Annotated in this window: 6 protein-coding genes and 2 pseudogenes; 2 read left to right on the top strand and 6 right to left on the bottom strand. The window is 74.5% G+C overall.

Translation table 11 applies throughout. The annotated features are described in order from the left end of the window. The 6 genes and pseudogenes from VR45_RS09360 to VR45_RS09340 all read right to left on the bottom strand — a co-directional run. On the bottom strand, nt 1-185 hold a 185-nt coding region (locus VR45_RS09360; protein ID WP_045939214.1), incomplete at its 3' end, for a hypothetical protein. Further along, on the bottom strand, nt 182-1378 hold the full coding sequence (locus tag VR45_RS09355; RefSeq protein ID WP_045939213.1) for a kelch repeat-containing protein: 1197 nt from the start codon (nt 1376-1378) through the stop codon (nt 182-184). The genes VR45_RS09360 and VR45_RS09355, both read right to left, overlap by 4 nt. A 30-nt stretch (nt 1379-1408) precedes the next feature. Beyond that, complete coding sequence (locus VR45_RS48455) at nt 1409-2431, bottom strand: kelch repeat-containing protein (protein WP_353612673.1); 1023 nt, start codon at nt 2429-2431, stop codon at nt 1409-1411. Between the two features lie 730 nt (nt 2432-3161). After that, nucleotides 3162-6074: pseudogene (locus VR45_RS50515) on the bottom strand (DUF6603 domain-containing protein); the annotation flags it as partial. Between the two features lies 1 nt (nt 6075). Next, nucleotides 6076-8817, bottom strand: a complete 2742-nt coding sequence (locus VR45_RS09345; protein ID WP_234325899.1) for a S8 family serine peptidase — start codon at nt 8815-8817, stop codon at nt 6076-6078. 429 nt (nt 8818-9246) lie between these two features. Next, entirely contained in the window at nt 9247-9966 is a 720-nt protein-coding gene (locus VR45_RS09340) for an ABC transporter ATP-binding protein (protein WP_045939211.1), read from the bottom strand. A gap of 344 nt (nt 9967-10310) precedes the next feature. Between VR45_RS09340 and VR45_RS09335 the strand changes: the two genes are divergently transcribed. Together VR45_RS09335 and VR45_RS46775 are read left to right on the top strand one after the other, a co-directional pair. Beyond that, on the top strand, nt 10311-13613 hold the full coding sequence (locus VR45_RS09335; RefSeq protein WP_045939210.1) for a hypothetical protein: 3303 nt from the start codon (nt 10311-10313) through the stop codon (nt 13611-13613). Next, a pseudogene (locus VR45_RS46775) lies at nt 13610-15127 on the top strand (hypothetical protein); the annotation flags it as partial. The gene VR45_RS09335 and the pseudogene VR45_RS46775, both read left to right, overlap by 4 nt.

Genomic DNA, 15127 nt, shown 5'->3' with positions numbered 1-15127 from the left:
CCGTAGAGCTGGACCTTCTGTTCGACGAACTGCTCCGGCGGCGGGCCGCCGGCGGCGGCCTCGCCGGTCAGGTGCAGACGGACCGGGATCTCGGCGCGGGTGACCGGGCCGGACGGATCGGCCGCGATCCTGGTGGCGATGCCGCCGCGCAGCCACGGAAGGAAGGAGTAGACGTTGGTCGTCACGAGGCGGCCCCGAACACCTCGGTGGTGGCGGTGAGTTCCTGGAGCGCCGGATCGGCGGCGGCGAGCCCGGCGCGGACCGTTCCGCCCGCGATCAGCACCCGGCCGTCCGACAGCGCGGTGGCGGCGAACGCCCAGCGGCCGACGGTCGTCCCGGCCGCGGCCGTCCATGCCCTCGTGGTGTCGTCGAAGACCAGCGCGCTCCGGTAGCCGACACCGTCGCGCACCTCGGCCGTGCCGCCGACCAGCAGGAACTTCCCGCCGCCCAGCGGGACCACCCGGTGGAGGCCGCGGCCCCCGGGCGAGGGCGGCATCGCCGTCCAGGCCCCGGTGGCCAGGTCGTAGCGCTCAACGGTCAGACCGGCGAAGGGGTCGAACGTGCCGTCGCCCGGGGCACCCGGGGTGGCGCCGCCGAACACCAGTGCGGCGGTGTCGGAGGCGGCCACCGCCTGGTGCCGGCTCCGGGGCAGCACCAGGCTGCCGGTCGGGGTCCAGGCCTTGGTGGTGGGGTTGAACAGCTCGCAGAACGCGAGCGATGCGTCGTCGCGCCCGGAGATCGGCGCGGTGCCGCCGCACACCAGCACCTGACCGCCCTTGAACAGGACGGCGGAGTGGCCGGTCCGGGAGTCGGTCATCGCTCCGGTGTCGGTCCAGGTGTCGGTGGCCGGATCGTAGATCTCCGCCGACCGCAGGGCCTTGACGGAGTCGCCGGAGCGCACCGCGACGCCGCCCGCCACCAGCACCCGCTTGTCCGCCAGCAGCACCGCGCTGTGCCCCCAGCGGGCCTCGTGCATGTCGGCGGCGCTCTTCCAGCTGCCGTCGGCCGGGTCGTAGAGCTCGGCGCCGGCGAGGCCGGGCGACAACGGCGACGAGCCGCTCGTGCCCCCGGCGATCAGCACCCGGCCGTCGTCGAGCCGTGTCACGGTGTGCAGCCGGCGCGGAAAGCGCAGCGGGACGCCCGCCGTCCAGGTCGCGGCGGCCGGGTCGTAGACCGCGGTGCGGGTCAGGACGGCCGAGGCGGCGTCCGAGCCGCCGGTCAGCAGCACCTTGCCGCTCTTCAGCAGGACGGCGCCGTCGTACTGCCCGTACCAGGCGGCCGGTGACGGCAGGTCACCGGTCTTCGTCCAGGAGCCGCCGGCGGCCGCCGCCGTAATCGTCGTGGCAGCGGTCGTGGCGCCGGTCGTGGTGTCGGTCATGGCTCGTCGAACCCTTCGGGCTGGCCGTGGTCACGGCGTGAGGATCTCGGTGCCGGCGGTGACGACGGCGGCCTCCCCGGGCGCCGCCGGGCCGGAGAGCGTGACGCCCCCCGCGACCAGTACCCGGCCGTCGGCCAGCTCGGTGGCGGCGAAGTCGGTACGGCCGTCGGCCAGGCCGCCGGTGCTGGTCCAGCCGTGGCCGGCCGGGTCGTAGAGCGTCGCGTTGCGAAAGCCCCCGGCGAAGGCCGGTCCGGCGGTGCCGCCGACGACCAGGACCTTGCCCGAGCGCAGCCGCAGCGCCCGGTGTCCGCTGCGGCCGCCGGGCATGTCCGGCAGTCGGCTCCAGGTGTTGGTGCCCGGGTCGTAGCGCTCCGCCGAGGCCAGCGGCGCGAGGGTGAACCGGCCACCGACCGGGATCCCGGTCGCCTCGCCGCCGGTGACCAGGACCGAGCCGTCGGCCAGCACGGTGGCCTGGTGGCCCCGGCGCGGGGTGGTGAGGCTCCCGGCGGTGGACCAGGTGCCCGCGGCCGGGTCGTACAGCTCGCAGAAGGCGAGCGGGGCCGGCCGGCCGCCGGTGGCCAGCGCCCCGCCGACGACCAGCACCCGGCCACCGGGCAGCACGGCCGCGCGGTGCCCCGACCGGGCGTCGGCCATCGGCTTCGCGGGCGACCAGTTGCCGGCGCGCGGGTCGAACAGCTCGGCCGAGTCCAGGGTGCCCTCGCCACCACCCCGCGCCCCGGTGCCACCGGCCACCAGCACCGCGCCGGTGCTCAGCAGCGTCGCCGAGTGCCCGGCCCGGGGCGTCCTCAGCGGAGCAGCCGGGCTCCAGGTGGCGGCGACCGGGTCGAAGACCTCGGTGGAGTCCAGCAGTTTGCCGTCCGCGCCGCGGCCACCGGTCACCAGGACCCGGCCGTCGTCGAGCACGGTGCTGGAGTGCCCCCGACGCGCGGTGGCGAGGTCCCGGACGGCCGACCAGGTCTTGGCCACCGGATCGAACCGCGCCGCGGACCCGAGCGCCCGGCCGGTGCCGTCGGCGCCGCCGGCGACGAGCACGGTGCCGCCGGCCAGCCGGACCGCCTCCGGCCCGGCGGCCGCGACCGGCAGCGGACCGGCCGCGGACCACGCCCCCGGGGCGGAGAGCGGGGCGGCGACCTCCGACACCGGGATGACGTGCAGGGTGTCGGCCAGGCCCGGGTCCGCGGCGACCCAGTCGGTCAGCGCGTCGGCCGCCGTCGCGGCGCTGCGGAAGGTGGTCGCGCCCCGGTCGACGTCCGAGGTCGGCGGGAAGGCCTGAAGGTTGTTGCGCCGGTAGGCGACGGCGAACCGCTGTCCGGTGAGCTGCACGGTGTCCCCGCCCGTGAACGGTCGGCGGCGCTCGGCGTCCCGTCGGGACAGGGCGGAGCGGCTGGTGCTGCTGCCCTCCAGCAACTGCTCGTAGACGGCGGCGGGGACGTCGTGGAACCGCGCGCGGCGGGTCCCCGCCGGCCGCCCCGGTTGCCCCCGCTGCCCGGGCCGCCCCGGCGGCGGCCCCCGCGACGATTCCCGCAGGAGCGCCCGGGGCGGTGCGCGCGGCGGTGGCCGCGGCCCGACGGGAGTCGAGGATGTGCAGCTCGTAGCGGGTGCTTCGGCGGACCACCCGCGCGGAGGCGAGCGCCTCCCGCTCCGCGCTCAACTCCAGCCCGGCATCCTGGTCCTGGTACGGCGCGGCGGACAGCTTGGCCGCGTCGTCCATGTCCTGGAACTGGGCCATCGCGAACTTGTCGTCCGGGGTGGAGAGCTGGACCAGGCCGCTGTCCGCCGCCGGAGCCACGGTGAAACGCCGCCCGTCGCTCGGCCGCTGCGCACCCACCCGGTCGATCCGGACATTGAGCGGGACCGCCCGCTGCTGCACGTACAGGGTGCCGAGCGGGTGCAGCACGAGCTTGTCGGTCGGCGGCAGTTCGCGCAGCGTCACCCGGCGGTCGCCGCCGCCGGGCGGCAGAACGGTACGCCAGCCCTCGACCTTGGCGATCTCGCCCGCGAGCAGCGGCAGCACCGCGATCGGCGGCAGCGTGGTGTCGTGCTCCTCTCCCCAGCTGATGTCGAAGTCGGCGGAGATCTCCAGGAAGAGCAGCGAGATCGAGCCGCGCCCGCGCGCCCGCCACGGCGACGGACCCTCCAGCCGGAACCGCAGGTCGATGCAGAACAGCCCCACCCCGAACGCCTTGAGCGAGACGTCGGCGGCGATCTCGATGACGAAGGAGAACGGGGAGAAGCGGAACAGCGCGTCGAAGGAGAGATGGCCCTCGACCCCGAAGTCCTCGAAGCCCAGCCGGAGTTCCGCGGCCGCCCCGAACTGTACGGTGTTGCTGGTGAGGGCGAAGTACCCGGACACCCGGATCAGCGCCCCGGGCCGGTTCAGGATGTCGACGGCCAGCCGGTTCGGCACCGGGAACGGCAGCGGCGGGGGCCGGAACGACGGGTGGAACCCGCCGACCGTCAGCACCAGGTCCGGGTTGTCCCCCCAGGCGACGAGCAGGCCCATACCGCCGTCGATCGTCATGGTGAGGATCCGCGACTCGAAGAGCTGCGCGAAGAACCACAGCCGCGACTTGTCGAACTCGACCGCGCCGATGAACGCGACCTTCAGGACCAGCAGCGCGAGCTCCTCGGTGGGCAGCGCGCACTTCAGCACCCCGAGGATCGCCAGGTTGCCCGGGATCTCGATCACGACGCCCAGCGAGACGCTGACCAGCGTCGGCGTGCCCCAGCCGATCTTGGCCATCGGCCCGATCAGGAACTTCCCCTGCTCGGGCGGGAAGAAGGCCCGCAGATCGCTGAGGATCCGCGGGGCGTTGGCGACGACGTCCTGGGGGAACATCACCGACTCGATCCGGCCGGTGCGCACCCCCTCGACCAGCGCCTGAAGGTTCATCCCGCGGTTGAGGCCGATCAGGCCGCCGACGGCGAGCAGGGTGAAGCCGTACCCCAGTTGCAGGCCGAGGCCGCCGAACTCGGTGGTGATCACGATCAGCATCGAGAAGCCGTCGGTGCCGTCCGGCATCCGGGTGCTGATCAGGCCGATCGCCTTGAGATCCACGAACCCGGCGAACTTCAGCTCCAGTGCGCCGGAGTACTCGCCGCGCGCCGGGTCGGCCGACAGGAAGCCCCCGCCGGAGATCACCCCGGTGTCGACCGAGAGACCGACGCCGGTGGGCGGTTTGAACTCGAAGCCGATGTCCAGGGGACCGAGGTTGCCGCCCTCGCGGAACCGCGACCTGACGATCACCCCGACCCGGTCGACCGCCGCCTTGACCGGACCCAGCTCGGCCTTGAAGGCGGCGGAGATCTCCAGCGGCACCGAGCCGTCCGCGCCGACCCCCGCGCTCAGGTACAGCGTGGTGACCTCGATCGGGCCCAGCTCCAGGTGGGTCGGGATCGCCAGGTCGAGTGAGCCGCTGCCCTCCAGCCGCAGCCCGCCCGAGGGCGACCAGAGCGCCCGCAGCTCGAAGTCGGACTCGATCCGCCCGCCGCCGGTGATCCTGCTGATGAACCCGTCGCCCTGGGAGAGGTCGATCAGGACGTGACCGCCCGCGAGGTCGAGCCGGGCGGTGGGCTCGGCCGTGGCACTGCCGCCCGGCCCGGCCTGCGCCGTCAGCCCGAGGGCCGCGGTGAAGCGGTGGATCTCCAGCCGGGACCCGCCGGTCTGCCCGAGCAGCACGATCGGCGTGCCGTCGGCCTTCTCGGCGGTCAGCCCGAGTGCGGCGGCGAGCTGCAACTCGCCGGTGGAGGGGTGGAGTTCGATGCTCAGCGGCGGCCGTACCCGGGCCTCCAGCCCCGGGTCGAACCTGGTCCGCGCCTCGAAGGAGACCTTCCAGAGCGGACCGGGCCGGTACTCGCGGACCAGGTCCGCGGCGGCCACCACGTCGGCCCGGGTGAGCAGTGAGGGCAGCGGACCGGCCGGGTCGACCGTCAGCCGCAGGAGGAAGGCGTCCAGCACGCGCGGACCGCCGGCGGGAGCCTCGAAGTCGAAGTACCGGCCGTTCGCGTGGAGGTACTCGGCGAGGCGCCGGAACAGCTCGGCGCCGTCGAACCCGGGCGTGCCGAAGCCGAAGGCGTCGCGGAAGAGGTCGCCGGGGGCGGTGAACAGGGTGGGCAGCCGGTCGAAGTGGAGCGTGCGGCGGCGGACCGGCACCACCGTCTGGTCCGCCGGATCGGAGGCGCGACCGACATCGGTGACGATCCCGAGCAGCGACAGGACGTCGAGCGCGTTGCGGCTCCTGCCCTCGATGTGCGTGAGCAGCGCCCAGTCGAGGATCCGCCGGGGCAGCTCCTTGGCCTCGGCCCGGATCCTCGCCCGCTGGGCGTCGGTCAGACCGGGTGCTCCGGCCACCGCGGTGTCGAGGGCGGGCCCCAGGGCGTCGAGCGCGCCGAACACCTGCCCGAGGGCGCCGACCAGCGACACCCCCTCCAGGGCGATGCGCTCGGCGACGTCGTCCCCGATCGCCGCGTCCAGCCGCAGCACGATCGGGCCCAGGCCTCCGGCCTGCACGGCGATCGTGCCGAGCGGGCCGTCGGCGGCGCCGAGCCCGCCCGGCAGCCACAGGCCCAGCGAGGTGAGGAACGACTGCCGCTGCTCGGCGCCCAGCAGTTGCTCCAGCGGCCGCAGGGCGTTGGCGATCTCCCGGGCGAGCAGTTCCAGGGTTCCGGCGGCCATCTCAGCTCAACTCCGCTCGGTCGTCGGGGCTGTCGAGGTCGTCGGGGTCGTCGAGGTCGTTGAAGTTGTCGGGGTCGTTGAGGTTGTCGAGGTTGTCGAGGTCGGACAGCCGCGCGCCGGGCAGGCGGAGCAGGAAGTCGCGATGCGCGGTGACGGCCTCGCGCAGTTCCGGGCTCCCGGCGGCGGCGAGTTCGTCGAGCAGCCGGGCCAGCCCGTCGGCCACCGGGCGGCCGCCGAGCGTGCGCGGGACGGGTTCGTCGTGGGCGAACTCGCTGAGCAGCAGTCGCCGTACGAGCAGGGGGCCGTGCATCCGGTGCCAGGCGACCGTGACCCGCCGTTCGGTGTCCACCAGCTGCCGGGCCTCGTCGAGGTGTGCGGTGCAGAGTTCGGAGGCCCGGCGCCCGGTCGTGCTCGCGGCGAGGCGGTCGAGGACCTGGCGCATCCGGACGGTCGGCGGGATGTGGACGGCGGGGTAGGCGGCGGCCGGCAGGATCAGCGGCTCTCCGGCGGCGGCGAAGGACTCCGCCAGCGGGGCCGGCATCGAGGCGAGGACGGCGCGTTCGGGGTGCACCCGGCCGAAGCCCCAGCCGCTGTCCAACTGGGTCGGCGGGACCGGCGGGACCGGCGGCAGACAGGTGGAGGTGAGGTGGCCGACGATCGTGGTGTGCTCGAGGTTGTTGTTCGCCTGGAACATCAGCGCGATCACGCCGGTCACGTACGGCGCGGCCTGGCTGGTCCCGCTCATCACGGCCAGGAGGTCCGGGTGGATGCCGCCGGACTTCGCCGAGAAGATCCGCACCCCGGGTGCGCAGACCTCGGGCTTGAGCCGGAAGTCCGCGGTGGGGCCGCGGCCGGAGAAGTCGGCGAGCCGGTCGTTGGCCGGGTTGTAGGCGCCCACGGTGAGGGGGAGACGGGCGGTGCCGGGGGAACTGACGGTCCTGGTCGGGTCCTGGTTCGCGGGGACGAAGCGGGCCGGCTGCTCCGTCAGGCTCGGGTTGGTCCAGCAGTCGAACGGTGTGACGGTGCCCTGTGTCTCGGTGAGGGTGATGGTCCACACCCCGGGTGCGATCTGGGACTGGAGGGGGGCGACGGCCGTGACCGGGTTGAGCTGGGCGATGATCCGGTTCTTGCGGTTCGGCTCGACCCCGACGTGCGAGGCGACGAACAGGACGTGCTGGGTCGGTCCCTGACCGACGGTCCGTTTTACGGACGTTGACGTCGGATCCGGGTTCGGAACGACCGGGGCCATGGCCGGGCCGCCGACCGGTTGCGGCGGGGTCAGGGTGAAGTTCAGCCGGCCGGGCCCGGGGTACCAGACGAACAGGAGGTCGGCCGCGGTGTCGCCGGACAGGATGTCCAGCCCCACCGTGACGCTGCGGTTCGCGGGAACGGTGCCGGAGGCGTGCTGGCCCTCGGAGAACTGCGCGAGCTGGTTCGGCTGGGCCTGCCCTCCGGTGTTTCCCGCGATGAGCACGAGCGACCGGCGGGTCGCCCCGATCAGCAGGTCGTCCAGCCCCTGTTCCTCGGGGGACGTGCCGTCGTGCGCCGTCGAGGTTTCGAAGCTGCTCATGTTCACCACGACGGGGGGCTTCGGAGTACCGGTCGGGATCCACTGCTGTTCGAGGAGGTACTTGGCCGCCTGGAGGTCGTCGAACGTGTGGAACGTCGAGCGGACGATGGCGAGATCGGCCTCGTGGGCGATGCCGGTGATCCGGTCGGGAGAGCAGCAGCCCGGCAGGCCGATCCCCGCGGCGACCCCCGCGACGTGGCTCCCGTGGCCGTCCGGGTCGCGCGAGAGGAAGGGTTGGGGCGGCGTGGGCGGCGGCGGTGCCGCGGCCAGGGCGGCGTTGATCTCGTTCGGAGTGATGACCCGCCCGCGGGTGACGCTGACGGTGGGAGTGGTGCCCCCGGTGAAGCTGATGTCGGTCAGCCGGATCGGGTTGATCTGCCCGGTGTCGAACGGCGCCCTGATGAACTGGCCCTCGAAGTCGATCACCAATGGCTTCGCCGGCAGCGGGCCGCCGGTGACGACCACATCGCCCGCCGACACACCTCCGAGAGCACTGAGCGCCGTCTGTGCGGTGGCCGCGGTCAGCGGGAGGGCCAGGATGCCGGTCGCCTGGTCGGGTACCCGGCCCGGGGGCTGCCAGCGCAGTCTCATCGAGCCCCCGGTCGGGCTGCCGGTGACCGCGATCGTCTGGCGCAGTGTCATGTCGAGGAGTGACACGATCCGGGTGGTCCCGTCGAGCTTGCGGAACGCCGGGTGGAAGATGTCGATTCCGGTGTCGATGACGCCCACCACCACTCCGCGCCCCGTGAATCCGGCGGGAATGGTGGGGACGTCGTCGGCGAACGTGGCTCCCGGTCCACCGCCCCCGTCGTGGGCCGTCGCGGTGTCGGCGTTCGCGGTGTCGGCGCTCGTGGAATCGGGGTTCGCGGTGTCGGCGTTCGCCGCGTCGACGCCGGGGGGTTCGGGAGGCGGTGCCGCGGGCCCTCCGGGCCGGGTCGGACGGCTGCCGTGGATGGTGACCACGTTGTCGAGCGTGGAGATCCGTTCGAGGTCCTCGGCGGCGATCGTGCCGGCCGCGATCCGGGCGGTGCGGAACTCCGTCCAGAATCCGGCCTCCTCCACCACCCGGAGGTCGCCGGTGTAGTGGAGCAGGACCTTGATCCGCTCGGTCCGGTCCAGCCGAGCAGCGTCGTCCTCGCCCTGACGGAGGGCGGCCTGCCTCAGTGTGTGCACGCGCGAGATCAGCGTTTCATCGAGCTTCGTGTACGTCATCCGCCACCTCGCAGCCGACCGTCGGATGGCATTTATCATGGGCCCGGTAAAATCCACTGTCAATCAGTATTCGGCCCCGGTTGCCGTGCCTGAGGCGGCAGTTCACCTGCCGGACATGGGTCAGTGTGCGAATTGATCTCTTCTCTTCCGCTATTGAGTTCACTCGTTCGAATCAATGGAATGATCGTAGGATAAAAATGATCGAATGAATGATCGGAGGGGTGGCGGAGATCAGCGCTTTCCGGAGCGGGCCGGCGGGAGGATCGCCCTCGGGGGGATCGTGGTGCGGAACTCCGGCCGGAAGGACAGCTGAAAAAAGGGCTCCCCCGGGCTGATGCCCGGGGGAGCCCTCTCGCGCGGCGCCGGGGATGTCCGGCTGTTTCGCTGGGGTCAGCCGACGGTGGCCGGCTCCTCGACGACGCGGCCGTCGCGGAGTTCGACCACGCGGTCGGCGAGTTCCATCAGGTTGGGGTCGTGGGTCGCGACCAGGACGGTGACGCCCTCGCTGCGGACCACTGCGCGCAGCAGCTCCATGATCGAGCGGCCGGTCTCGGAGTCCAGCTGGCCGGTCGGCTCGTCCGCGATGATGAGATCGGGCTCGTTGGCCAGGGCCCGGGCGATGGCGACGCGCTGCTGCTGGCCGCCGGAGAGCTCCCCGGGGCGCTGGTTGGCGTGGTCGGACAGTCCGACCAGGGCGAGCAGGGTGTGGGCGCGCTCCTCGCGCTGGGCGGCGGGCACCTTGCGCAGCCGCATCGGGATGCCGACGTTCTCGGCGGCGGTGAGCACGGGCAGCAGGCCGAAGGACTGGAAGACGAAGCCCAGTCGGTCGCGGCGCAGCGCGAGCCGCCCGTCCTCGTCCAGGCTGCCGAGGTCGGTGCCGTCCAGGGTGATGCTGCCGCCGGTCGGGGCGTCCAGGCCGCCGACCAGGTTGAGCAGGGTGGTCTTGCCGGAGCCGGACCGGCCCTTGAGGGCGGTGAGTTCGCCCCGGCCGATGGTGAAGGAGACACCGCGCAGGGCGTGGACGGTGCGCTCGCCGGTGCCGAAGCTGCGGTGGACATCGGTGACGGCCACCATCGGAGCGGTGACGGTGCCGGCCGGTTGCTGGGTCATGCGGCATCCCCCTGGGTGCTCCCCGGCGGGGTCCGCCGACGGCGGCCGGCCGGGGTGTTCTTCGCGGCGTTCTTTGAGGTGTTCATGGCTTTACAGGGATCGCGGACATGACGTGCTGTCGGCCGCCGTGCAGCCGCGATGCGCAGCATTTGCTCACTACTTACATCCTTCGCGCAAGTCCCTTCCTTTCCTTGACCGGATCTGAAAGCATCGTCCGCTATCCGGTGATCAAGCGCCGGTGATCACCATGACGAAAGCGCCCCGGGGGCCCGTCCGCGCAGCGCGAGACACCTGCCCGGACCGGATGCGGCGCGGACACCATTGACGACCGGGGGAGGATCGGGATGCTCGGCTTTGTCATGCGCCGTCTGCGCGGGCGACTGCCCCTGGCCACAGCCGCCCTGCTCACCGTACTGATCACGACGGCGGTGCTCACGGCGCTGGTCGCCTTCCAGCGCACCGTCGGCGAGATCGGACAGCGACAGGCACTGCAGGGCGCGGGCCACCCGCGGACCACCGTGGTGGTCAACTCCGAGCACGGGCTGGACCGGAGGGCCAAGGACGACGCGGCGGTCGCCGACTACGCCCGGGTGCTCTTCGGCGACCTGCCGGCCGAGACCCGCGGCCTGTCCCGCAGCCGCTCCTACGGACTGCCGACCGGACCGGCGGGCGATGCGCAGGCTGCCCCGACGGGCAAGCAGGCGGGCACCCCGGCCGCCCCGGCGGGCGCTGTCCCGACGACTGCCGGGGCGACCTCCGCTGCCCCTTCCGCCGCCCCGACGGCCTCCGGTGCACAGCCCGGTGCCACCAGGGCCGACGACCTCACCCTGCTCGCCGCCCTCGACCGCAGCTACGTCCAACTCCTCGCCGGAGACTGGCCCGCGGCCGCAGCCGCGACCCCCGGCACCCCGGGCCCGGTCCAGGTGGCCGTGCCGAGGTCCGTGCTCACCCGCCTCGGCCTCACCACCGAGGCCCTGCCCGCCGAGGTCCGGCTCACCGACCGCTACGGCGGCCCCCCGCTCGTGGTCCGGGTCACCGGCGCCTACCGCGCCAACGACCCCGCCGACCTCTACTGGCGGCTCGACCCGGTGCAGGGCCGCGAGATCCTCTCCGGCGGCTTCACCACCTACGGCCCGCTGCTCGTCGACGAGACCGCCTTCGGCGCCGCCGGCATCCCCCAGAACGGCCGCAGCTGGCTGATCGACGCCGACTTCACCGGCGTCGGCACCGCCGCCGTGGACGCCGTCCGGGACCGGGTCACCCCGGCCGGCGACGCCCTCAACCGGAACGCCGGACTCATCGCCCGCACCGAACTCCCCGCCCTGCTGCGGGAACTGGACTCCGGCGCGATGGTCGCCCGGTCCACCCTGCTGATCGGCGCGCTCCAGCTGATCGTGCTGGCCTCGGCCGCCCTGCTGCTCGTCGTCCACCTCATCGCCAGCCGCCAGCAGTCCGAGAACGCCCTGCTCGCCGCCCGCGGCGCCTCCGGGGCCAGGCTCGGCGGCTACACCGCCGTCGAGGCACTGCTGCTCGCCCTGCCCGCCGCACTGCTGGCCCCGCTGCTCACCCCGCCGCTGCTGCGCGTCCTCGGCGGCTTCGGCCCGCTGCGCCACGTGCCGCTGGACACCTCGCTGCACTGGACGCTGTGGCCGGTCTCGGTCGCCTGCGCCCTCGGCTGCGTCCTGCTCGCCGCCGTCCCCGCCCTGCTGCGCGGTGCCGGCACCGCCGTACTGCGCCGGGCCGGCCGCCGCCAGGCCCTGGCCGCCGGCGCCGCCCGCTCCGGCGCCGACCTCGCCCTGCTCGCCCTGGCCGTCCTCGCCTACCAGCAACTCTCCCAGTACAGCGGCGGGTTGTCCCCGGACGCCGACGGCCGTCTCGGCCTGGACCCGGTCCTGGTCGCCACCCCCACGCTCGCCCTCGGCGCCGGCACCCTGCTCGTGCTGCGGCTGCTGCCGGTCGTCGCCCGACTCGGCGCCCGACTGGCCGCCCGAGGCCGCGGCCTCGGCCCCGCCCTGGTCGGCTGGCAGCTCGCCCGCCGCCCCGCCCAGGCCAGCGGACCGGTCCTGCTCCTGGTGCTCGGCGTCTCCACCGGCGTCCTGGCGCTCGGTCAGCACGACACCTGGAACGCCTCCCAGCAGGACCAGGCCTCCTTCGCCACCGCCGGCGGCCTGCGGATCCACGGCGCCCACACCGCCGCGATCGGCCAGGGCAGCCGGTTCGCCGCCCTGCCCGGCGGCGACCGGATCCTCCCGGTCGGCCGACAGGAGCAGTCGCTTCCCGACGGCTCCCACGGCCAGGTCCTCGCGCTGGACGCCGCCGCCTTCGCCGAGCACGTCCCGATCCGCTCCGACCTGCTCGACGGACAGGACCCGAAGAGCCTGTTCACCCCGCTCGCCGACGGCACCGCCGACGCCGCCCCGACCGGGGTCCCGCTGCCCGGGAAGCCGCAGCGGATCGACGTCGACCTCACCTTCACCCCCGGCCCGCGCCCCGCCGCAGCCGCCGACGACAGCTTCGGACCGGTACCGGCACCCAGGGCCCCGGAGGCCTGGCTGCTGCTCCGGGACGGCCACAACCTCTCCTTCGTCGCCCCGGTCACCGGCGTCCCCGCCGGCGGCGACGCCCGCGCCACCGTCGACCTCGCCGCGCTCACCGACGGCGGCCTCAGCTCGGTGTCCGCGCCACTCTCCGTGATCGGCCTGACCCTCGCCCTCGGCCCCAAGGACACCGGCGAACTGACGATCCGCCGGCTCGCCGCCGCCGACCGCGCCGCCGACCCCGGGGTACCGGCCGCCGTCCCCGCCGGCCTCGGCTGGACCACCGGCGGCGACTCCGCCGAACGCCCGGTCGGCGTGGACCTCGTCCCCGGCCCCTCCGACGACCGGCGACTGCTGAGCGTGCGCTACGGGGCCGGCTCCGACGCCCTCAACAACCGGCGCGTCGTCATCACCCCGGCCGAGGCCAAGCCCCCGGCCGCGATCGCCGGCGTCGCCACCCGCGGCTACCTCGCCGCCACCGGCTCCGCCGTCGGCGCGACCGTCCGGGTGCCGTTCGGCCTCACCACGGTGCCGGTGCGGATCACCGGCGAGGTCTCCTCGCTGCCCGTCGTCGGCGACACCGCGGTGCTGGTCGACCTCGGCACGGTCGGCCGGATGCTCGCCGCCGGCGGCCGGGAGACGCCCGTCCCCGCCGAATGGTGGCTGCCCGCCACCGGCCCGGACGACCGCACCCCCGCCCAGGCCGCCGCCGCACTGCGCGCCGCCCCCGGCACCCCCGGACTCCAACTGCGCGACGAGGTCGCCGCCGACCTCCTCGGCGACCCGCTCAGCGCGGCCCCGCAGAACGCCCTCGCCGCCATCGCCGTCGTCACCACGGTGCTCGCCGCCGCCGAACAGGCCGTCCTGGTGGGCCTCGGCAGCGTCGTCGGACTCGCCCTGGGCGCCCTGATCGTCCATCTGATCGTGCCCCTCGTCGTCCTCACCCCGGCGGCCCGCCGCCCCGTCCCGGAGGCCCTGGTGGCCCTGCCGCTCGGCACCGCCGCGCTGCTGGCCGTCGCGATCTCCGCCGTCCCCCTGCTCTCGGCCCTGCTCGGCGGCCGCCGCCGCCGCGACGTGGCGCAGCGCCTGCGGCACCTGGAGGAGATGTGACCGGTCCGGCCGCCACCACCGCCCCCCGACCCACGGGCACCGGCCCCGGGGCGGGCCACCAACCGGCCCCGTGGGTGCGCACCCGGCTGCGCGCGACCCCGCTCGCCGCCCTGCTCACCGCCGTCCTCGCGCTCGGCACGGTCTTCCTGGCCACCGCCTTCCCACGGGTCCTCGACCGGGCCGCCGACCAGGGCCTGCGGGACTTCCTCCGTGACCGGGGCGCCGTCGCGACCAGCATGTACGCCTCCAGCGCACTGATCGGCGGCGCCAAGACCCTGGACGACGACGCCGCCCTGCTCGCCGCCCACGTCGGCCCCACCCTCGCCGTCGCCCCGGGCGGAGTCGTGTACGGCGCCCGCAGCGGCAAGTCGCGTTCCCTGACCAATCCCGGCCTGGCCCGGCCCGAAGCCGTCGACCCGGAGATGGGCCTGCTCTACGTCCAGGGCCTGCGCGAGCACACCACCCTCGCCGAGGGCCGCTGGCCGGACGCCCCCAAGGGCGGCGGCGCCCCGGTCCCGATCGCGCTCGTCCGCGACACCGCCACCACCGTCGGGATCCACCTCGGCGACGTGCTGACCACCGGCGAGACCCTCCAGGGGGAGGAACCGCGGAAGGCCGAGGTGGTCGGCATCCTGAACGCCACCGACCGCAACGACCCGTACTGGGCCGAACTCTCCTGCCCCCTCCAGGCCTGCCTCGACTTCACCCGGGGCAAGCAGCCCTACGCCTACTGGCGCCTCACCGGACTCGTCGACGGCAGCGCTCTCGACGCGGTCCAGAGCTGGCAGACCGGCGCCCAGGACTTCTGGCGGATCCCGGTCGACGTCGACCGGCTGCGCGCCGACCGGCTCGACCGCACCGACCGGGAACTCGCCGCCTACCTCACCGGGAACACCGCCAACCAACTGGCGAGCGCCACCTCCCGCCCCGGCCTGCAGATCACCTCGCCGCTGCCGGACCTGCTGGACAAGGCCACCGCCCGGCAGCAGGCCACCGCGCCGCTCGCCGCCATCGGCCCGGCCGGCCTGGCCGGCGTCGGCCTGGTCGTGCTCGGCCTGGCCGCCGCCCTCGCCGGCGACCGGCGGGCCGCCGAACTGCGCCTGCTCCAGGCCCGCGGCGGCTCCCGGACCGGTGTCGTCGGGCGACTGCTCGGCGAAGGCGTCGTCACCGTCCTGCTGCCCGCCGCCCTCGCCGGAGTGCTCGCGCTGTGGCTGCTGCCCAGCCCGCGCTGGGGCGGCGCCGTCCTCGCCGGCACGGCCGTCGCCCTGTTCTCCCTGCTCGCCCTGCCGGTGCGCGCCGCCCGGCTCTGGTCCCGGCCCCGGGCCGGGAGCAACCGGCGGCGCCTGGCCGGCGAACTCACCGTCCTGGCCCTGACGGTCGCCGCCGTGGTCGAGGTCCGGCGGCGCGGCGTCGCCCCCACCGGGACGGGCGTGGACCCGCTGCTGGTCGCCGCACCGCTGCTGCTCGCCCTCACCGGCGGACTGCTGCTCGCCCGCCTCCAGCCGCTGCTGCTC

This window comes from Streptomyces sp. NRRL S-495, assembly GCF_000966955.1.
Taxonomy (GTDB): Bacteria; Actinomycetota; Actinomycetes; order Streptomycetales; family Streptomycetaceae; genus Kitasatospora; species Kitasatospora purpeofusca.
The sequence above is the reverse complement of the archived record's forward strand: the minus strand, read 5'-3'. Positions and strand labels throughout refer to the sequence as shown.